The organism is Frankia casuarinae (assembly GCF_000013345.1).
GTDB classification, from domain to species: domain Bacteria; phylum Actinomycetota; class Actinomycetes; order Frankiales; family Frankiaceae; genus Frankia; species Frankia casuarinae.
On sequence record NC_007777.1, the window covers coordinates 1,833,766 to 1,854,399 of the forward strand.

14 protein-coding genes and 2 pseudogenes are annotated in these 20,634 nt (G+C 69.9%); 6 read left to right on the plus strand and 10 right to left on the minus strand.

From position 1 onward, the window contains the following. Positions 1-255: 255 nt before the first annotated feature. The 6 genes and pseudogenes from FRANCCI3_RS07685 to FRANCCI3_RS07710 all read right to left on the minus strand — a co-directional run bounded on the left by FRANCCI3_RS07685 (position 256) and on the right by FRANCCI3_RS07710 (position 5,164). Positions 256-933, minus strand: a complete 678-nt coding sequence (locus FRANCCI3_RS07685) for a hypothetical protein (protein WP_235463066.1) — start codon at positions 931-933, stop codon at positions 256-258. Between the two features lie 4 nt (positions 934-937). Continuing rightward, a pseudogene (locus tag FRANCCI3_RS07690) lies at positions 938-1,120 on the minus strand (transposase domain-containing protein); the annotation flags it as partial. A gap of 303 nt (positions 1,121-1,423) precedes the next feature. Then, on the minus strand, positions 1,424-2,155 hold the full coding sequence (locus FRANCCI3_RS07695; protein ID WP_011435969.1) for a dienelactone hydrolase family protein: 732 nt from the start codon (positions 2,153-2,155) through the stop codon (positions 1,424-1,426). A gap of 578 nt (positions 2,156-2,733) precedes the next feature. Further along, positions 2,734-3,107: pseudogene (locus tag FRANCCI3_RS07700) on the minus strand (transposase); the annotation flags it as partial. A gap of 468 nt (positions 3,108-3,575) precedes the next feature. Continuing rightward, positions 3,576-4,436 (minus strand): LacI family DNA-binding transcriptional regulator, encoded by an 861-nt coding sequence (locus FRANCCI3_RS07705; protein ID WP_237704568.1) that lies wholly within the window; start codon positions 4,434-4,436, stop codon positions 3,576-3,578. 89 nt (positions 4,437-4,525) lie between these two features. Next, on the minus strand, positions 4,526-5,164 hold the full coding sequence (locus tag FRANCCI3_RS07710) for an isocitrate lyase/PEP mutase family protein (protein WP_011435972.1): 639 nt from the start codon (positions 5,162-5,164) through the stop codon (positions 4,526-4,528). Positions 5,165-6,381: 1,217 nt separating this feature from the next. Here FRANCCI3_RS07710 and FRANCCI3_RS07715 point away from each other — a divergent pair. From FRANCCI3_RS07715 to FRANCCI3_RS07725, 3 genes are all read left to right on the plus strand, one after another. Next, positions 6,382-10,224: a TM0106 family RecB-like putative nuclease gene (locus FRANCCI3_RS07715; RefSeq protein ID WP_011435974.1), complete on the plus strand. Its 3,843-nt coding sequence runs from the start codon at positions 6,382-6,384 to the stop codon at positions 10,222-10,224. A gap of 217 nt (positions 10,225-10,441) precedes the next feature. Beyond that, the gene (locus FRANCCI3_RS27885) at positions 10,442-11,479 is read left to right on the plus strand and encodes a LuxR C-terminal-related transcriptional regulator (protein WP_237704569.1); all 1,038 of its coding nucleotides are present in this window, start codon (positions 10,442-10,444) and stop codon (positions 11,477-11,479) included. A 549-nt stretch (positions 11,480-12,028) separates the two neighbouring features. Beyond that, on the plus strand, positions 12,029-14,764 hold the full coding sequence (locus tag FRANCCI3_RS07725; RefSeq protein ID WP_237704570.1) for an MMPL family transporter: 2,736 nt from the start codon (positions 12,029-12,031) through the stop codon (positions 14,762-14,764). A gap of 66 nt (positions 14,765-14,830) precedes the next feature. Here FRANCCI3_RS07725 and FRANCCI3_RS07730 read toward each other — a convergent pair whose 3' ends face one another. Continuing rightward, positions 14,831-15,292, minus strand: coding sequence for a ChaB family protein (locus tag FRANCCI3_RS07730; protein WP_011435977.1), 462 nt, complete (start codon positions 15,290-15,292; stop codon positions 14,831-14,833). A 206-nt stretch (positions 15,293-15,498) separates the two neighbouring features. On the opposite strand from FRANCCI3_RS07730, the gene FRANCCI3_RS07735 reads away from it, so the two are divergent. Further along, entirely contained in the window at positions 15,499-16,959 is a 1,461-nt protein-coding gene (locus FRANCCI3_RS07735; RefSeq protein WP_011435978.1) for an N-acetylmuramoyl-L-alanine amidase, read from the plus strand. Positions 16,960-17,009: 50 nt separating this feature from the next. Here the strand turns inward: FRANCCI3_RS07735 and FRANCCI3_RS07740 are convergent, their stop codons facing one another. Then, entirely contained in the window at positions 17,010-17,699 is a 690-nt protein-coding gene (locus tag FRANCCI3_RS07740; protein WP_011435979.1) for a class I SAM-dependent methyltransferase, read from the minus strand. Between the two features lie 280 nt (positions 17,700-17,979). On the opposite strand from FRANCCI3_RS07740, the gene FRANCCI3_RS07745 reads away from it, so the two are divergent. Further along, entirely contained in the window at positions 17,980-18,684 is a 705-nt protein-coding gene (locus FRANCCI3_RS07745; protein ID WP_011435980.1) for a FadR/GntR family transcriptional regulator, read from the plus strand. Positions 18,685-18,777: 93 nt separating this feature from the next. Here the strand turns inward: FRANCCI3_RS07745 and FRANCCI3_RS07750 are convergent, their stop codons facing one another. Together FRANCCI3_RS07750 and FRANCCI3_RS07755 are read right to left on the minus strand one after the other, a co-directional pair. Next, the gene (locus FRANCCI3_RS07750; protein ID WP_011435981.1) at positions 18,778-19,023 is read right to left on the minus strand and encodes a hypothetical protein; all 246 of its coding nucleotides are present in this window, start codon (positions 19,021-19,023) and stop codon (positions 18,778-18,780) included. A gap of 26 nt (positions 19,024-19,049) precedes the next feature. Further along, positions 19,050-19,520 carry a response regulator transcription factor gene (locus FRANCCI3_RS07755; RefSeq protein WP_011435982.1) on the minus strand — a complete coding sequence of 157 codons (471 nt, stop codon included), beginning with the start codon at positions 19,518-19,520 and terminating at the stop codon, positions 19,050-19,052. A gap of 765 nt (positions 19,521-20,285) precedes the next feature. Here FRANCCI3_RS07755 and FRANCCI3_RS07760 point away from each other — a divergent pair. Continuing rightward, positions 20,286-20,606, plus strand: a complete 321-nt coding sequence (locus FRANCCI3_RS07760; RefSeq protein WP_035730374.1) for an alcohol dehydrogenase catalytic domain-containing protein — start codon at positions 20,286-20,288, stop codon at positions 20,604-20,606. The last annotated feature ends 28 nt before the right edge of the window (positions 20,607-20,634 follow it).

Sequence of the window (20,634 nt, forward strand, 5' to 3'; positions counted from 1 at the left end):
AACCCTCCACAACTTTCCGTTGTCCTTTCCGTTGTCCGCGGCGGCCACCCTGGGTCGGTCGCCGGAGTCAGTGCAGGCCGGAAACGTCAATCCTTCTCTCAGCGCCCAGCCAGCCGCCGCAGGAGCGTCTTGCGGGCATCGGCCTCGGCCAGGTTGGACAGGTCGAGGTGGGCCGAGGAGGCCTGATCGAATGCGGCCGGCACGGCACAGGCCTCGACCAGGACGGTGACGAGTCTGCACGCGGACCCGGTCGGGTCATCCGCGTCCAGGGCCGCTCGCCCGGGTTGCGTCGGTCCCCGGCCGGGTGGATGTCCGTCCGAGGCAGGTCAGGGCGACGGCCAGCAGGGACAGCGGGATCTGGTCGCGCCACAGGTCGACCAGACCGGCCCGGCGTGCCCAGTCCTTCGCCGCCGATCGGACCCGGTCGATGAGCAGGAACAGCCACCGCGGCACGAGGTCTCCGTCCTGCTCCGGGTCGAGCAGCAGATCGATGACGGCGGTGCGTTGCGCCGCGGACAGCTCCGACAGTCTCCGGGCAAGGATGTGCAGGACCAGATGGACGGGATCCCGGGTGAGCACGGCGTCGGCCGCGTACCGCGACAGGTCGATCAGCTGATACGTCGTGTCGACGTTGCGCAGTGAGGACGGGATCAGGATGTTCTCGATGTGCAGGTCGCCGTGGGCCTTCCCGACGAAGGTCGGGATGCGAATACCGTCCGTGCGCGATGGATCCAGGACCAGTGCGAACGGGTTCGGCAGTGGGTTGTCCTCGCCTTCGGCGTCGATGGTGGGGCCGGGGTACGCAGCGGCGGTGCGCCGCGGGCGGTTGCCCGGGGCGAGCCGCTCGGCGAGCTGACGCGCAAGGATGGTCGGCACGTCCAGTGACGGCAGAAGGGCCGGCCCCACCCACTCATCGAGGACCACCCCGACCACCCCGAATCGTGAAGTACACCATGACCCGGGCTGGCAGCAGCCTGGTACGCCGTTCCTGCCGTTTCGTCTCCACCAGCGCTTCATCGACGAGATCCCGGGGAACGATTCTGGCGAGCACACCGATCGAAATACGGTCGGTCAGCCGCTCGCTGTCCACGGCTGGCAATTCCACCTCAACATCGAGGATTCAGCGACCCACCTCGGGGACGCCAACATCTCCGCCAACTTGATCATGGACAAGGCCGGGCACAAGTCGCTGCGCAGCGTGCAGCGCTACGTCAAGCCGGGCCTGGCCGCCGTGCACCAGGCCACCGAGGTGCTGTCCGGCCCGCGGCGCCGGGAGTAGCTCGGGATCAACGCAGGTTGGGCATATCCGCGCGGTCGTGCATCTGCTGGCCACCGCTCATCGAGGAGGGCCGGGACCTGTCCTCGATGAGCGGCATCCTGGCCGACAGCTCCTATCGTCTGTTGCCGGCCGGACGGCCGGGCCTCACGTCAGGTGCCGGGTGAAGAACCGGGCCGCAGCGTCCCCCGCGAACTGCGGGACGCCGGTGTGCCCGCCCAGATTGGCGTGCAGCGTCTTCTCCTTGGAGCCGAAGGCGTCGAACAGGTCCAGGGCCAGCTGCCGGTCGTTTCCTTCGTCGTCCCACTGCAGCAGGACGTGCAGCGGAATGGTGACCTGGCGGGCCTCCTCGAACATGGTGTGGGGCACGAAACTCCCGGCGAACAGAACGGCGGCCGAGATGCGCGGCTCGACCACCGCCAGCCGGATCCCGATGGCGATCACTCCCCCCGAGTACCCGACCGGGCCGCCGATCTCGGGCAGCGAAAGGAAGGCGTCCAGGGCGGCCTGCCATTCCGGGACCGCCTTTTCGACCAGCGGGAGGACGAGCCGGTCCACGATCTCCTCGTCGACCGGCTCGCCGGCCTTCAGCGCCCGGTGCAGGTCGACGCGGGCCTGCTCAGCGGTGGCGGAACGGGGCCGGTCACCGCTTCCGGGGAGCTCGATGGTGGCCGCGGCGAAGCCGTCCGCCGCGGAGCGCCGGGCCCGGGCCACCAGTCGGGGGTACATTTTGTGCAGTCCGCCGGGGTGACCGAGCAGGATCAGCGGGGCCGGTGCGGATGCGGATGCGGGAGTCCACAGGATGCCGGGGATCTCGCCGAGGGTGAATGCGCGTTCGAGGACACCGTCGTCGAGGCGCTGTTCAGACGTGAATCGCATGGTCGTGCCTTTCGGGAGTGCTTGTGAACGGCGCTCCCGGACGACCTATCGCCCGACCGTGACCCCGGAGGGGAGCACCCATGTCGATACTGCGTTCACGGGTACCACCTCCTCGTTCTTTCGCACGGCCTCCGGCAAGCTAGCAGTGGTCACCGTGATCCGCCAACAGGTTTTCCCAGAGGCTCCGTGGCCGGATGCCCCGGAGCCACTCGCAGCGCTCCGCCAGCCCGATGGCGCGGTGCGCGGTGGCGTCCCTCGACGACCTGGCGCAGATCATCGCCGGGTTGAGGCTGTCCGTGGGGGACCACACTGGCAGCGACCGTTGATCGGGTGGTCTGTAGTCGAGCGCTTCTTGGGTTAGCTGTCACGGTGCGTCACGCCGAGGGGCTCCTTGTTGTCAGGAGCGACGCTGTGACACGGGGGTTGTCAGGGGCCACCGGACAAGGCGTAGGAGTAGAGCAGGATCAGCGTCGCGGCGACTCGATCTAGCAGCGGAAGGTCGGTGTCGGTGACGGCGCGGCGGCGGGCGAGGAACTCCTCGGCATGCCAGGCATCTCGTACTCCAGTGACAGTGATCCTTACGTGGTCGCGGCACGGGCGACGGCCGACTGGTTGGCTCGGATCCGGGTTTGGAAGTGGTAGAGGCGGGCGCGTGCCTGGTGGCGACGACGCCAGTCCGACCACCATGTGATCATCGCTGCTGGGATAGCAGTCTGTCCGAACAGGGCGAGGACGTGCCGGATTTCGTTGGAACTGAACGGAATCATCTGCTCCTCCAACCAGTCCCGCAGCTCGGCGTTCGCGCCGTACACCTCGTCACCGGCGACCCAGCCCAGCTCCCGATGAGCCAGCCAGAACCGGCGGATCATGTCCAGGGCCAGCAGTGGTTTCGTCGCGAACCCCGCCGTCGGGGCACCCCCGCCGCGGCGCACCGATCCCGGTCCTCGGTCCAAACCGGCCTCCCACACCGCCACGTCCGACCCGGATACACTCCGCGCCGCGGCCACCGCGGATTCTTTGTTGGTTCTCACAAACTACGGAGGATCACAGGGTGGCCACCCCCGTTCGGACGCCACGCCGCCACCCCACACAGAGACCACACATCGGCCACTGTCACTGGAGTACTAGGCACGGTTGACGGTCTCCAGACCGCGCCCAACCCGCCACACTTGTCCGTCGCGACCATCCGTCGCGACGTCGGCCCCCGGCCGAGGCCGTGCTGCGGCGGGTCGTCGGACGTTGACGAGCGCGCAGGTATCGAGGCCACGGATGCCCACCCATGGCACAGTGGGAATCCGTGACAGGTGAACGTATGGCTACGGCCGGGTAGCAAGGACGATCAACCGCGCCGATGTAATGGCGTCGTAAGGTTTCCCTTGATAGCTGCCTCGGGTGTCAGTGATGCGAAAATCAGCATGAGTTATGTTGTTCCGCTCGCGGGGCGGCACGTCGTGTCACGGATCTCGATGCTCACGGGCAGCACGACCACTTCCGAGGCGTCCAGGTTCTGGGAAGCATCCGGAACAGCGTCGAGGAGACTGAGCAGCAACTCGGCGGCGATCTTCCCCTGACGGGCCAGCGGCTGGACGACCGTCGTCAGCTCGAACACCTCTGCCTTGTCGTGCCCGCCGAAGCCGATAACAGACATGTCCTCCGGCACGCGGAGCCTGGCACGGCGCAACGCCCGCAGCGCACCCATCGCCATCTCGTCGTCCGCGACGAACACCGCCGTGGGCGGCGACTCGACCGAGAGCAGCTCAGCCATGGCCCGCTCGCCTCCCAGCCAGGTAAAACCCCCGACCGCCTCCAACCCCGGGTCACATTCGATACCGGCAGCCGCGAGAGCCTCGCGATACCCGCGCCGCCGATCCGCGGAAGCGGTGGAAAGCGCCGTCTCGCGATTATCTGATCCGTCCCCGGCCGCCTCACCCGAGATCAGCCCGATCCGCCGATGACCCAGATTGATCAGGTGCTGCACCGCCGTACGGGCACCGCCGACGTCATCGACCCGCACGCTGGGGAAACCGGGCACGCTCGCGCCGACCAGAACAACTGGTTCTTTAAGAAGGAAGCCCAGGATTTCGATCTCCGTCGGAGTGACCGGAGTGAGAGGTGGACACAGGACGAGCGCCGCATCGACTCGCTCACACAGTGACAGCGCATCGAAGAGGCCCGAGTCGTCCCCGAGGTTGTAAAGCAACAGGTCCAGTCCGGCCCCCCGCAGCACCGCCTCGGCCCCCCTGAGGACTTCGAGGAAAACCCAGTTGGCAACATCCGGCACGATCACCCCTTGTGGACCAGGACCGCGCCGGTCAGGCTCAAAACGGCGGCGAGCACGGCGAGAATCATCGCGGCTGGGAGGGTACGCATTCACGAGGTCTCCGATCTCTGACACCGATGCGATCTGATCGTCCAGTTGTGGAGCGGGGCCGGTCCTAGCTTCTCCGATCTGTTGGGCGGTGTCTTCCATCGCCCAACAGATCGGAGGGGCTGGTTCGCGAAGATCCAGTGTGTGATACCGGACCTGGCGTACTCCTCGGCACCGAGCGCTGGATAGCAGGTTGGTGCGATGAACACCGGCGTGCGCCGATCCCATCCCCGGCCGAATTCCAGAAGTTCCTCGCCCCCGTCGGGTCGCGTGGCTTGCACAAACACCGCGTCCGCGCCGGCATCCACATAGCGGTTCGCGCGGTTCAAGGCCTCGGCCACGCCGTGCCCGGCCACCAACGCTTCGGTTCGGGCGATCAAGAAACAGCTGGGCTCCAGCCCGCGGCGCGTGGCGCGGAGGCATTTCTCCTGTTCTTCCACGCTGGCCAGGTCCCGCTCACCGGGGTACAGGATCGACCACTTGTCCAGCGTGTTGTCCTCGATGCACACCGCGCTCGCGCCGGCCTGGGAGATTGTCCGCGCCGCCAGGTCTACCTTGCGCGGGCCTCCGTACCCGGATTCCATGTCCACAACCACCGGATGACGCGTCGTCCTCGCCACGGTCCGTACCACACTGGCCATCTCGGAGGAATCTATTAGCCCGAGATCGGGAAGGCCCCCAGCGCGGCGGACACACAGAAACTGCTCACCCAGACGAAGTCGGGGTTGTGCTTGTCGGCCAGCCGTGCGGACGGGCCGTCATACACGCCAACTCCGAGACGTACAGGAGTATCGGTCGAGAACCAGCTGGGTGTCACGTGATTACCTTCCCGGTTTGTGATGTCGAAGAGTTCGACTTTTAACCATTGGAGTGGTATGCGTAGCGCTCCATCGAGCCGCACAGATGAAATCTTCGTTGGGAGCTAGCGGCTGTCCGGTGACCATCACGGCGCCCGCGGCTGCGGGCCCGGCACCCTGCTCGTGACCGACGGTGACATACCGGAGGGTGGCGCCGTCGATCAGCGTTCGGGGCGGGGAAGGGATCGGACCCCTGGGGGTGCCAAAGATGATCTTTTCATTCGTCGACCCCAACGAACCGACCACCGACCGCGCTCCGGTCATCTTCTTGATCCTTTTTCTCCGGTCGGTGAGATCATGAAGATCCGAAGTGAGCTCCCGAGGCATATCGTCAACCATCATGTTTACGTACGCTACTCCCGGATTGGTGTCGATGCGCGTCGCGCGTCGCCTGGGGGCGTGTGACGTAAATCTCCCTAACTGGGTGCCAAGCCCTTTTATCGATCTTGATCTCAGCTAGCTTGCTGGGAATTTTGGGGCATTTGAAGCTTTTGCGTAGCAATCATGTACGGTTCGCAATCGTGATGTCATCCTTGGTTAGGTTGCATGGGCTCTGGTCCGTGAGGAGGCGGAGTCCCAGGATTCCCGATCCTTATGATCTTAACAATCGATCGGTTGAAGATTGTGCTGTCGCTGGACGAGCACTGTGTCCCGCTCCGTCCACGCTGGTACATGCGTGGCTCACCGCTCGCGACCGTGCGGTGTGCCGGGCAGTTCTCGCCTGCTCGTGGTTACGGGTCCACGTGTAGAGCCGGGCACGGGCCCGGCGGCCGACCGCACGCCCCAGCCGATGGCCGTCGTCACCTCGGTGTCCCGCGCGACGGACAGGGCGCGTACCCAACGCCCGGCTGGTGTCGCCGCCCTCACCGGCCACCTTCAGTCCTTCGGGGCACGCCCGGCCGGGTTGGTCCGGACCGTGAACCCGGATCGGGAGAGGATTGGCACGGGACCGAACGGGATGGCCCGGATGGAAACGGGATGGCCCAGATGGGGATGGTGTCGTGCACAGGTTCGAGGACCGCTGGGTGGTTTCCGCCAGTGATCTTGTCGACGTCGTCGAGTGTGGGCATCGCGTCGGGCTTGCGCACGCGCTCGCCGCCGGGCTGGTGACCGGGGAGACGTCGGAGAACGGGCCGCGCCGGATCGACCGGGTGCGCCTGACCCCCGCGGACACCACTGCCGTGCGGCACGGCGAGGCGCACGAACGACGCTGGCTGGAGCATCTGCGCCGGTGTTTTGGCGCGGACGGGGTCGTGGCGATCGAGCGGCCCGCCCCCACGCTCGCCGCCCTGGCCCAGGCCCACGAGCGGACCCGCCAGGCGTTGGCCGCCGGGGTTCCCGTCGTCTACCAGGGGGCGCTGTTCGACGGCGCGTTCCAGGGGCGCCCCGACTTCCTCATCGCGGCGCATCTCGACCCGGTCGCCGGCGCATCGACCGGGCCCGCGGTCGCGGGCCGTTACGAGCCCTACGACGCCAAGCTCGCCCGGCACGCCAGTCCGGGAGCCGTGCTGCAGCTCGCCGCCTACGCGGCGGCCTTACCGTCGGTGGGCGTACCCGTTCCGCGGTTCATGCATCTGCTGCATCCCGCGCAGCGGGCCACCGCTCCAGAGCCAGAGCCAGAGCCCGCGCTCGGGGTCGGGGTCGGGGTCGGGGTCGTGCGCACGTTCCGGGTCGACGATGTCGTGCCGATGGTCGGGCACGCGCGCAGCCGTCTCGCCGATCGGCTGGCGGCTGCCCCCGCGGTTCCCGAACCGTCCTGGGCCGAGCCCCGGTCGGCCTGCGCCACCTGCGCGTTCAGCGCGCACTGCGCGCGCGGCCGGGCGGAGGCCCGCGACCTGTCGCTGGTCGCCGGGCTGCGCGGCGACCAGCGACAGGTGCTGCGCGCGGCCGGCATCACCGCGGTGGAGGAGCTCGCCGCGGCCCGCGACGACCAGCGGCCCGCGACGATGTCCCCGGCGACGTTCGCGGGACTGCGTCTTCAGGCGGAACTGCAGGCCGGGCAGGATGCGACGCGTACCGCGGACGACCCGGTCGGGACGGTGACCGTCCGGATGACCGGCCCGGAGGGTCTCGCGGCCCTTCCGGTGCCCGATCCCGGTGACATCTACTTCGATATGGAGGGCGATCCGTACGCGCTGGACGCCGCCGGTCTGGAGTACCTGTTCGGCGCGGTCACCCTCGCGGACGGCGAGCTCTTCCGGGCGTTCTGGGCACACGATCGGGCGGGGGAGCGGCAGGCGTTCGAGCGTTTCGTCGACTGGGCGACGGAGCGGTTGCGCGCGCACCCCGGCGCGCACATCTACCATTACGCGCCCTACGAGCCGAACGCGTTGCGCCGGCTGGCCGCGCGACACGGCACGCGGGAACGGCAGGTAGACGATCTGCTCGCCGGGCACCGGCTGGTGGATCTCTACGCCGTGGTCCGGCGCAGCCTGCGGATCTCCCAGCCGTCCTACTCGATCAAATACCTCGAACCGCTGTTCCTGCCCGGTGCCCGACAGGCCGAGGTGAAGAACGCCACCGACAGCATCGTGGCGTACGAGAGCTTCCTGGCACACCGCGCCGCCGGGGAGCTCGCCGCGGCCGACCGCGTCCTCGCTCAGATCGCCGACTACAACCGGATCGACTGCGTGTCGACCCACCGACTGCACCGCTGGCTACTGGGCCTGCGGGGGGCCGACGGCGGCACGCCGCGGATCGACACCGCTGCCGCCGTTGACACCGCTGCCGCCGTTGACACCGCTGCCGCCGTTGACACCGCTGCCGCCGTTGACACCGCTGCCGACGCCGCCGACGACGCGCTCGTCGACGCCGCCGACGACGCGCTCGTCGACGCCGCCGACGACGCGCTCGTCGACGCCGCCGACGACGCGCTCGTCGACACCCTCGTCGCGGGCCTTCCCGACGATCCGGCCGACTGGACGGGAGACGAGCGGGCGCGCGCCCTGCTCGCCGCGGCCGTCGGATACCACCGGCGTGAGAACAAGCCCGCCTGGTGGTCGTACTTCGCGGCGCTGACCGCCGATCGCGCCACGCTGGAATCGGCCGACGACTGCGCGGTCCCGGTGAGCTGGACCGTTGTCGAGGACTGGGTCGAACCGGCCGGGCGACGGCGGCGGAGTCGTCGACTGCTGCAGGCCCGCGTCGATCCGGACCGTCCGCATCCCTTCGACCGCGGCGAGGCGGTGCGGCTGCTCTACCCGGGACCGCCCGGGGCCGAGGGCGCCACCACCGACGCGGTCGTCGAGCGAGCCGAGCCGCACACGCTGCTGCTGCGGGAGAGCGTCGCCCCCGACGGCGTGGCCCGCAGGCCGCCCCTCGCCGTGCTGCCCGGATCGCCGGTGCGTCCGGAACCCAAGCCGGCGGCGATCCGCGGCCTCGCCCGCCGGACCGCCGACGCCCTGCCGGACCTGCCCGCGGACCCCGCGTTGGACCTGCTGCGACGTCGCCCCCCGCGGCTGGTCGGCCGGGACGACCTGCCGGCGCCCGGCGAGCACGACGGAGACCAGATCGCCGCCGTGCTCGCCGCGGTGAGCATGCTCGACGGCTCCTACCTGGCCGTGCAGGGGCCGCCGGGGGCGGGCAAGACCTACCTCGCCGGCAGGCTCATCCGCCATCTCGTCGAGCAGGGGCGCACGGTCGGGGTCTGCTCGACCAGTCACAAGGCGATCGAGAACGCGATGCTCGCCGCGACCGGCCAGCCGCCGGCGGACCCGAAGCCCGCGGACGCCCGGGCCGCGGACGCCCGGGCCGCGGACGCCCGGGCCGCGGACGCCCGGGCCGCGGACGCCGTGCCCGCCTGGCGCCCCGCGGTGCCCGCCGCGAAGAAACAGCGGTCCGGGGCGAGGCCGGCTTCGGCGGCTTCGGGCATGTTCCCGCCCTGGGATGGTCCGCGGGATCTGCGGGCACTCGCGGCGTGGCGCCGGGAGCACCCCGAGGGCCACCTGGTCGGGGACACCGCCTGGGCGTTCGCGAACCCGGTGCTGCGTGGTGACCCCTTCGACGTTCTGATCATCGACGAGGCGGGGCAGTTCGCGCTCGCGGACACCCTCGCGGTGGCTGGCGCGGCCCGCAACCTCGTGCTCCTCGGCGATCCGCAGCAACTGCCGCAGGTGGTGGCCGGCATCCATCCGGACGGCGCGGACGCATCGGCGCTGTCGCATCTGCTCGGCGACGCCGAGGTGATCCCGCCCGAGTTCGGCTACTTCCTCGACCGGACCCGCCGGCTGCACCCGGCCGTGTGCGCGCCGGTGTCGGCGCTGGCGTACCGGGGGCTGCTGCACGCGCATCCGGTGGCCGGGACGCGCGCCGTGGCGGGTGTGCCGGCCGGGCTGTACCTGCACGACGTCGAGCATCACGACAACGGCACCCGGTCGGACGAGGAGGTGGCCGTGATCCGTGACATCGTTCGCCACCTGCTCGGTCGTACCCTCGTCGACGGCGGGCCCCCGCGCCCGCTCCTCGGCAGTGACCTGCTCGTCGTCGCCCCCTACAACCGGCAGGTGCGGGCGGTCGAGCACGCGCTGGGCAAGGCGGGCCTGCCCGGGGTGCGGGTCGGGACGGTGGACCGTTTCCAGGGCCAGGAGGCAGCCGTCGTCATCACCTCGCTCACCACGTCCAGCTCGGCCCAGGCGCCGCGGGGGCTGGACTTCCTGCTCTCCCGCAACCGGCTCAACGTCGCGATCTCCCGGGCCCAGGTGGCGGCGGCGCTGGTCATGTCACCGGCGCTGCTCGACAGCTCTCCCCGTTCGGTCGCCGAACTTCAGCTCCTCGCCGGGTTAGCCCGGCTGCGTGTCATGGCCCGAACGGACCTGCTCGCCGTGCGCTCCCCGATACATTCCTGACACTTTCCTGGTACGTTGCCGGAACCTGGTGGGTGGTGGCGATGAAGCCACGGAGTCCACTACGCGCCCGCGGCCCCCGACTCTCATGCAGATATGTAAAGTCCGTTTCGTCGGTATTTGTTTGTGCTTATTGTAAAGCCGGTGCTAGGATTCGCGACGTCTGGGCAGGTTGGGGAAGGGGATGCTCATGACTCTTACACTGGCTATTCCTAGCCGTATGCAAACTGTTCTGCCTCGGGCGCTCGCGCGCCTGCGGGCCTCATCGGGTGCACACATTACTTTCGGGGGAATGGTCGCACTCCATTCCCGCACCCTGACCATCACCAACGTGGACGGGCCGGGGCCGGCCGGGCTGATCGGTGTCGAGATCCCGTCCGGGATGGGCATCGGCGGTCAGGTCGTCAAGCATTGCCGGCCGGTCGTCATCAACGATCGAGCTGCCGCGCGAAGAGCGCTGCGATCCACCGCCGCGGAGATCGACGACACCGGTCTCGGTGCGATCATGGCGGTGCCGGTGTGCGAGGACGGCGCGGTGGCCGCGGTACTGTACGCCGCTGTCGAACCGGATCTGTCATTCGATGAGTCGGCTATTCACGCGGCCATGGCGGTGGCCCGGTTGATGGAGCGCGAACTCGGTCTCGTCAGTGGGGGGCCGCGGTCGAGAGTGCCGTCGGTACCGGTCCAGGGGCGGGTACCGGTCCAGGGGCGGGTGCCGGTCGAGGGGCGGGTGCCCGTTCAGGGCGGGGTGCCGGTCGAGGGGCGGGTGCCCGTTCAGGGCGGGGTGCCGGTCCAGGGGCGGGTGCCGGTCCAGGGGCGGGTGCCCGTTCAGGGCGGGGTGCCGGTCGAGGGGCGGGTGCAGGTGCCGATCCAGGGCGGGGTGCCGGGGGCCGTCCCGTTTCCGCGGATGCCGGGTCTGCCCCGGGAGAGCCTGCGGCTGGCCTATCGGGAGCTTCAGGAGGTCACCGAGCATGTCGCCGATCCGTTTCTGCGTGGTCGCATCGGCGGGGTGTCCGAGCTGCTGCGCGGGCTGCTCGCCGAGGAAACGAAGACGGTCGGACGGCTGACGCTGACCCCGCGCGAGTTGGAGGTGCTTGCCCAGGTCTCGTTGGGATTGTCCAACGTCGAGACGGCCCGCCGGCTGACGGTCTCGCCCGAGACGGTGAAGGCGTACCTGCGCAGCATCATGCGCAAGCTCGGTGTCCGTAACCGGACGGCCGCGGTACACGCCGCGCGCCAGATGGGAATGCTGCCCTGATCTCAGGGGTCCGCACCGGACCCCTGCCGGGGGTGTGGCCGTGGCTGCCGGTCTGGCAGTCACGGCCATTCGACCCCGCCGTATATTCCCGGCGCCGGTGTACGAGGATCTCGACCGCGGGTCGATGTGGCCTGCCATCGGTGCCATAGCGGCGTTTTCACGTTGTGCGGGCAGGCGTGGCGGGGCCGCCCGGCCGGCGAGCCGAGGCTCAGGCTGGACCTGAGGCATTGCCCTACTACCTTTGGGATTGTTCCCGGCATTCCCGCCCACTCCTCCTACGCCGCGGCGGCAGCCTATCCTCGAAGATTCTTCCAGTTGCCCTGCTTTCGGCGGCCGAATATCGATCGTGGCCGGGTTCCCGCTACACTTCTGCCTCCGGGCGAGGGTAGTTCGGAACCGGGACCCCAGGCGGGTCTACTTTCGAGGCGGAAGCTCGGGACTTCCTCGCAGTGCTCCATGCGGTGCTCCATGCCCGGACGTGTGGTCGCTGGCGGCCACCGTCCGGCCGTTACGAGATCCATCGGCACGGGAGATCCTCGAAGGAGCGTCATGCCGTCGTTCGCTGATCCGGCGCAGCAGCGCGAATCCCGACCCGATCGGGTGACGTATGCCGCGTTGTCGCACGGACGGGACGAGGGGTCGCACGGACGGGACGAGGGGTCGCACGGACGGGACGAGGGGTCGCACGGACGGGACGAGGGCTGGGCCGACCGCGGCCCCGCGTCGGCGGGCTCCACCGGCGCACCACCCCGTTCGCTGTTCACGATGGTGGCTGACGCGGCCGTCGTGTACCGGGGAAGGGTACTCGCCGCCGCCTGCCTGCTGGTGGTCGTGCTGCTGCCGTGGAATGCCGGAATCTACGACCAGCTCGCCACCGGTGGTTTCTACGCACCGGGCGATCCGTCGACGCGGGCTGAGCGGCTGCTCGACGAGGAGTTCCCGGACGCGCCCCCCGACGTCGCCATCATGCTGACGTCGGCCCCGGGTATCGACGGGCCGATCGCCGCCCGCCTGGGCCGGGAGCTCACCGGGCGGATCGCCGCGGAGCCGGGGGTGACCTCGGTGCTGTCGTACTGGCCGGGCGGGCCCAACGAGGCGAGCCCGCTGCTGCGTGCGAAGGACGGCCGGTCGGCCCTGATCGTGTTCCGGCTCACCGGTTCCGAGGACCGCATCCAGCACCGCCTGAACGCCCTGCACGACCGGTACGCCCACGATGGTCCGGGGGTCCAGGTCCGGTTCGGCGGGGCGCCCGCGGTCATGCGTGATGTGACCGAGCGCAGCCGTGTCGACCTGGCGCACGGTGAGCAGATCTCCGCTCCGCTGGTGTTCCTCGTGCTGCTCTACGCCTTCGGCACGGTCCTGGCCGCCCTGCTTCCGGTCCTGGTCGGCGTGGTGTCGGTGGTGTCGAGTCTCGCGCTGCTGCGGCTGGCGGCCACGCTCACCGACGTGTCGGTCTTCTCGGTGAACCTGACGACTGCCCTCGGATTCGGTCTCGCAGTCGATTACAGCCTGTTCATCTTGCGACGTTTTCGGGACGAACGGGACCGCGGGCTGCTCCCGGCGGCGGCGCTGCGCCGGACGCTGGAGACCGCCGGGCGCACGGTGTTCTTCTCCGGGGTGACGGTGGCGCTGTCCCTGACGGCCGCGCTGGTCTTCCCGATCTATTACCTGCGTTCGTTCGCCTTCGCCGGCATCATCGTCGTCGTCGCATCGGAGGTGGCCGCACTGCTCGTGCTGCCCGCGGCGCTGATGGTGCTCGGTGACCGCATCGAGCGCGGCAACGTCCGGCTGGCGTTGTCGCGCCTGAGACGCTCGGGGTCACGCCCCTCGGGTCGCCGGCGGTCCGGTGGCCACCGCGTGGGGGCCTCGGCGGCTGGCCGCGGCTGGTCGGCGCTGGCGCGGCGGGTCATGCGCCACCCGGTGTTCTTCGGTGGGGTCGCGATCTTCGTGTTGGTGCTGTGTGCCGCCCCGCTGCGCCACCTCGACCTCGCGCTGGCCGACGACACGGTCCTGCCGGCGACCGCGGAGGCTCACGTCGTCAACGACGCGATGCGGGAGGACTTCGTCGTCTGCCTGTCCTGCCAGATTCCGATCGTGGTGCCCGGAGTGGACGCGCGGGACCCGGGGAGCGCCGAGAAGCTGACCGACTACGCGACCCGCCTGTCCGCGCTGCCGGGCGTTGCCCGCATCGACACCGTCACCGGCAGCTTCCTGCGGGGCGAGCGGGTCGGTGTGGTGCCGAAGACTGCGATGAGGTACGTCGGAACGCACCGCGGCGCCTGGCTGTCGGTGTGGCAGACCGACAGGTCTCCGCTGTCCGAGTCGGCGAAGGACCTGGTGCGGAGGCTGCGGGCGGCACCGGCGCCGTTCGGCGTCCTCATCGGCGGACTCGCGCCGCACTTCCTCGACACCTCGCATTCCATCAAGCGGAGTCTGCCGCCGGCCTTCGCCGTCGTGATGACGGCGACCTTCATCCTGCTGTTCCTGTTCACCGGCAGCGTGCTCCTTCCGCTGAAGGCGATGTTCCTCAACACGCTGAACCTCGCTGCCACCGTCGGGCTGCTGGCGTTCGTCTTTCAGGACGGACACCTGACCGGTCTGGTCGGCGACTTCCAGGTGTCGGGCACGCTGGAGATGACCAGCCCGGTCCTGATGTTCTTCATCGCGTTCGGGCTCAGCATGGACTACGAGATCTTCCTGCTCGCCCGCATCCGCGAGGAGTACCTGCGGACGGGAGACAACCGCGATTCCGTCGCCCGTGGGCTGGGGACGACCGGTCCACTGATCACGAGTGTGGCGCTCGCTCTCATCGTGGTCATGGTTGCGCTGTCCGCGTCGGACATCAGCATGATCAAATTGGTGGGTATCGGGCTGACCGTGTCGATCGTGCTCGACGTGACCCTCGTTCGAGCGATCCTCGTCCCGGCGTTCATGGCCCTGGCGGGCGACTACAACTGGTGGGCTCCCGAGCCGCTGCGCCGTCTGCACGCGCGGTTCAGCCTGCGGGAGGGCGGCGACGAAGCGGCCTCGCACGCGGGGGACCCGGGGCCCGGGGGACCCCCCGACCCCGGGGGACACTCCGACCCCGGCAACCGCATGACGACGAAGATCATTTATCGGCGGGGGCGGGGAGAACCTACCCGAGGGGCCCGGCCGCCGGTCGGGCCGGCCCCGACCTGGCACTACTACCTGCGCCCGCGGCGGCGCGCGGACGGTGGGCCCTTACCGGCCATGATGGGTATCCGGGGTTTCGCACTCGACGACATCCGCGTCGAAAGCGCATAGGTAGTACGCATTAGGTAGTAAACGCCAATCTCGGCCTTGGCCGGTAGCCTCGGGAGCTGACGACTCCTACCCGCCGCCGCGGGCTTGCGCGGTCCGCCTGCGGTTGGCCTTCTTGATCGCATCGACGAGATCGTCCCTCGACATCGTCGAGCGGCCGGGGATGTCGAGCTCACGGGCGAGCGCGCGCAGGTGTGTCAGCGAGGCGTTCGCGTCCACGCCCTCGGCGGTCGGCCCGCTGTGCCGGGAGGCGGGCGTCGGCTTGGCGGCCTGATCGTCGGAGGGACCGGGCCGACTCTTCGGCCGCCAACGGTCCCCCACCTTCTCGTGGGTGTGCTTGAGCGCGGCAAAGGCCGCACGGTGGGCACGCGCACCCTCACCGTAGGTTTCCACCGCCGAGTCGTGGGTCTTCTTCCAGGTGCGGATGGCCTGATCGTCGGAGCGGGTGATGGTGGACGGAACGTCGTCCCGCATCTCGTCGGCCTGCGCCTTCTTGTCGGTCTTGTCGGTCCGCGGCTTCTTCCCGACCATGGCACTCCTCCTCCCGAACGGATGCTCAGGTCCTCCCGAGCGGATGCTTATGGACCTTCCCTCGATGCCGGGACGTATTCCCGTCCCCGTTGCCGCCGGGTAGCTCGTGGCCCGTGGTGGATCTCTTGGCGCCTTGATGCAAAGAGTGAGGCATCGGCTACCGTAGCGTGCCAATGTCTCGACCATGACGACCCGAAGGACGCCTCATGTCCCATGCCGCTGACCCGTTTCGTCGGCGTCGCCGTGAGCCCGGTCTGTCCCGGCGCGGAATTCTCGGTCTCGCCGGTGCCGGTCTGGGTGGAGGGGCGGAGGCGCTGCTCGCCGCCGCGCCGAGCAGCGCGTCCGCTGGCCCGGCCGGGCCAGCGGACGCGGGGGCCCGACCCGGTGCGGAAGCGCGGGCCCTCTCGGCGCCGGGGACGCGTGTCGTGCTCGTGCCCCGGACCCTGGCCGCCGTGACGAGGGGAGCGGGGCCCGCGACGTCGGATTTCGACATCGGTTACGTGGCGGTCCGATGGACACGTGACGGGAACGATCGCGCGGCGGATGGCAGGGCCGGTTCCGGGGGTGCCGGCACGGGGACCGCCGGGACCGCCGATGCCGGCGGTGCCGTTTCTCGGGGCGCCGAGATCCGGCTGCGCCAGCCGGGGGGTGGGTTCGACGCATGGCGGCCGCTGGCGGTCGGCTGTCCGGCGGAGCGGGACGATTCGCCGGCCGGGGGGAGGAGCGCCGCCGTGCTGGTCGCCGCGCACCGCGCGACCGGCTACGAACTGTGGTTGCCACCCGGCGCGACGTCCGTGACGTCCACCGCCCTGAACACGACGTCGGGGCCGTTGCAGCGGTTGACGGCCCCCATTGTGTCCGCCTATGCCGCCCTTTCCGCGATCTCGGCTTCCCGCGCCGCCCTTTCCGCGCCTTCGGCTTCCCGCGCCGCCTGGTCGCCGGGGCTCTTCGCCGCGCCCAGGTCGTCGCCGCCGCCCCGGGTCGCGACCGCGTCCGGGGTGTCGGCGGTCCCCGCCGCGCCGGTCGCCCCCGTCCGGCTGCCGGCGACGCTTGACCTGCGCTACCTGCCCCGGGCCGCGTGGGGCGCGGACGAGTCGCTACGGCTGTCCCCCTCGTCCGGCAGCGGTTGGAAACCGACGTACCACCCGGGCCAGGTGGTCACGGTTCATCACACGGTGACGCCCAACGACGATCCGAACCCCGCCGCCACCGTGCGGGCGATCTACCACTTCCACACGGTCGAGCGGGGATGGTCGGACATCGGGTACCACCTCCTCATCGACGAGGCGGGCACGCTCTACGAGGGCCGGTGGTCGGGAACGGACAGCGTTCCCGGCCACCGGGAGGACGGCTACGTGGTGACGGGCGCGCATGTGGCGGACTTCAACGCCGGCAACGTCGGCGTCGCGCTGCTCGGTGACCTGCGGACGCGCATCCCCACCGCCGCCGCCCGTCGCACGCTCGTCCTGGTGCTGCTCGCGTTGACCGGAGCGCATCATCTCGACCCGCTCGGCACCGTCCACTACGTCAATCCGGTGAGTGGCAGGCGTCGTACCGTCCCGGCCGTCAGCGGGCACCGCGACTGGATGGCCACCGAATGTCCGGGCGGCACGGCCTACACCGCCCTGGCAGGTGTGCGGACGGACGTCGCCCGGCAGCTGATGTGAGGCTCACCGGCTGGTGCCCCGCCGGGCGACGGGGTGGGCCGTGGACGGATTCAGGGGCGCCAGCCGGCATAGACCGCGAACCTGCCGTGCTTGACGACGCAGTCGACCGGCGCGAATCCGGCGTCGGCCAGCCAGTCGAGCTGGTCGGCGAGCGGCGCGCACCGATCGAAGGACATCCGCCGCAACGCGGCCTCCCACTCGGCGTCGTCCGAACCCGCCGCCCGGGCCTGCCGTTCGTGCATGTCCTCGTACTGCCGGGTCAGGGCGGCGGTTGGGCCGTTGACCTGCTCGAGGTTGACGAACAGCCCACCCGGCCGCAGGACGTCGCGCACCCGGCGGAACAGGTCGCGCTTGCCGGGGTCGTCGAGGTGGTGGATGGCCAGCGCCGAGACGACCGCGTTGAACGGGCCGGGAGGCAGGGCGGATGCGAGGTCCGCGACGGTGACGGCCTCGACCGGGCCGCCGGACAGCCGCGCCTGGGCCTTGGCCAGCATCGGCGCGGCGCGGTCGAACAGGTGCAACCGGACGTCGGGGACGGCCGCGACGACCGCGGCGGCCAGCAGACCGGTGCCCGCGCCGAGGTCGAGCACCGCCGGTCGGGCGCCACCCTGGCGTGCCACCAGGTCGCCGACCGATCCGTACAGCAGGTCGAAGGAGGGGACGAGCCGGCGGCGCTCCCCGTCGTAGGTCCCGGGATCCCAGCTGGGTGTCTCATAATATGAGATAGGCATCTCATTCATTGAACAATCATACGATCGGGCCCGGCCGCGCAGCACCGCTTCCGGCGGGTCCGCACATCGTGCGTCACCCCGCAGGTCCGCCCCGTACTCCGCCCCTTGGGCCTCGTGGCGCCCTGTACGCCGGCGTTCGCTCCCGCTCGTCCCGCTGTCGGCGTCGATCTCGCCGACGGTGTTGCCTTCGGTACCTGAAACTCACAGGTACCTGAAAGTATGATGTTGTTCGCGTCATGTCTCGGGAGGCGTCACGTTCGGGAGGAGGGACGCTCGGGAGGAGGGACGCATGAAACGGGTGGCCGCGGTGAGCACAGCGACGGCGGTCGCCCATGTCCTGCGGGAGGAGATTCTCAGCCGGCAGGACGGCGACCTGTACCTTGGCCAGGAGAACGAGCTGCTGGCCCGGCTCGGCGTCAGCCGGCCGTCGCTGCGTCAGGCGGTGCGGCTGTTGCAGGCCGAGGGGATCCTCACCGTCCGCCGGGGTCATCACGGCGGTCTGTACGGACAGCGGCCGGACGCGGCCGGGGTCGCCCACATGGCGTCGGTCTTCCTGCGCACCCGTCGGGCCTCGTTCGCCGACCTCAGCGCGACCCACGCCCTCATCACCACAGAGTGCGCCCGGCTCGCCGCGCTCAATCCGGATCCGGCCGAGCGGGGTCGGCTGCTGACCTTCGTTGACGCCGACGCCGGTGGGGACGCCCGCGACCACGCCCGGGCCCGGGCGCAGTGGGGCGTGCTGCTCGCCGAGATCGCCCGCAGCCCCACCCTTCAGCTCTTCGAGGACGTGCTCGGTTCGCTGTCGCGGTATCCGACCTCGCGGCCGTTCCTGCTCGACCCCGACAGCGTCGCCCTGGCCTGGGAGCAGTGTCGGTGGATCGCGGAGGCGGTGCGGGACGGCGATGCCGACACCGCCGCCATGCTGTGCCGCGAGCACGAGGACGCGATGGCCCGCTACCTCCGCGACCAGCCGGATGATCTCCTCGGCTGGTGAGCCGTCCGGCCGGGTCCATGCCGCCACCCTCGCGCATCGTCTGCCCGGCGATAGTGGCCGGCTGGCCGGGCGCGCGGGGTGGGGCCCCGTGCCTCAGACCGTGAACGTCCTGGTGATGGCCTGCTCGGTCTGCTGGAACGAGCCGTTGGAGTCGTGCACCGCCGTCTTGAGCGCCAGGATGTCCTCGGTCAGCTCGCCGGCCGCCGTCGACCACGTGGTCCGCAGCGGGGCGTACGCCTGCTGCTCCGTGCTGCGCCAGCTCAACGCCGCCGACCTGACGGCGGCGTTGGGGTGTCCGTAGGCGGATGAGCCGCGGGCCCCGGCGCCGCCGGGGTCCACGGGCCGCCTCGGTCCACGGGTCGGGTTCAGTCCAGCAGGCCGCTCTGCCGGGCGGCGTGCACGGCTGCCGTACGGTTACGGACCCCCATCTTGCGCATGATGCTGCGCATGTAGGTCTTCACGGTCTCGGCGCGGATCGTGAGGTGCTCCGCCGCCTCGACGTTGGAGCAGCCGGTGGCCACGAGGGTCAGCACCTCCATCTCCCGCAGGGTGAGGCGGAAGGGCGGCGGCTTCGGCGGGCCGGGCGTGACGACCGGTTCGTTGCGCAGCAGGGAGTAGATGTGCAGGATCTGCCGCCGGAGATGGGGGGCCGTCATCTGGGCGCTCAGCTCCAGTAGCTCGATCTGGGCCAAACGGACCCGCTCCCGCTGCGTGCGAGAGTCGGGCGGCTGTCCATCGGCGACGAATGGTCCCGGTGCGTGGTCAAAGCCGGCGGGGGTCATCGTCCGGTGCAGGCGCACCTGCATCGGGATCGAATCCGATGCCACTGGGCCCATTATGCTCCTCTCCCTATCCACGTCGATAACCCGGCTACCTCCGGCTGGGCGCCCCCGGCCAATCAGGCGCGTACCGGTGTATTCATGAAGGGGTGGTCGGTCCCGGGATCAGCCGTACACCACCTTTGTGCGATGCCTTCCATGATCCGATCGCGGGTGAAGTGGACACACCGCCACGTCGGCTCCGCTCCAGGCTGGCCGTCCGTCTTCGTCGGATGGCCGCTGCCGGCTACATCGAAAAGGTTATCTCCTTGCCCCGGCCGGTCGTCAATGGTGTCGCTCCCATGGGTGAGAACATACTGCTCCCCCCAGTCGGAAGGTTCGAGGGTAGTCTTGAATGCTACCCCGAAAGGGGCTCCTTCGGGTGCGTCATGTCACGTCGCCGCACCAAGGTCCCCCTCGGTTTGAGGGGGTGCGAAGGAGATTCCTGGAGGTCGGCGGAAACCCGCACGTCAGCGGGTTGATGGTGGGCAGCGGAAACGGCCTCGGGAGTTATCCGATGAGCCGGCTGGGTTAATAGATGGGACGGCGGCGGATGATGTGCGCGGATGCACGGGAATCTGCGCGGGTGGACGGTAGGAATAGGCCAGGCTGGCCATGGCGGCCGCGGTCACACCCGGTCGGAGCCACCCGGTCGGAACCACCCGGTCGGAGTTACCCGATCGGAGCCACATCCGGCTGGAGCCACCCGGTCGGAGCTACCCGACCCGACCCGAGCCCGCCGGCCCGCGTCGGCCCGCCGCCCCCTCGATCATGCGCGCAGCCGTGTACCGAGATCGCGAGGACGTCAAGGTCGAGGAGGTCCCCGAACCGGGGTGCCGGCCGGGGCACGTCAAACTTCGCGTCGCCCACAACGGGATCTGTGGCAGCGACCTGCACGAGCACTACGCCGGCCCCATCCTCTTCCACGCCGAGCCGCATCCGCTGACCGGCCTGTCGATCCCCCTCGTCCTGGGACACGAGCTAGGCGGCACCGTGGTCGACGTGGGCGATGGTGTCGGCTCGGTCGCCGTGGGCGACCGGGCGGCGCGCGGTGACGCTACCAGGCAGTCGGTGGTGATCGACGATGGTCTCGTGATGCGCTGAAACGCGGGTTTCCGCTCGAGCCGGCGGG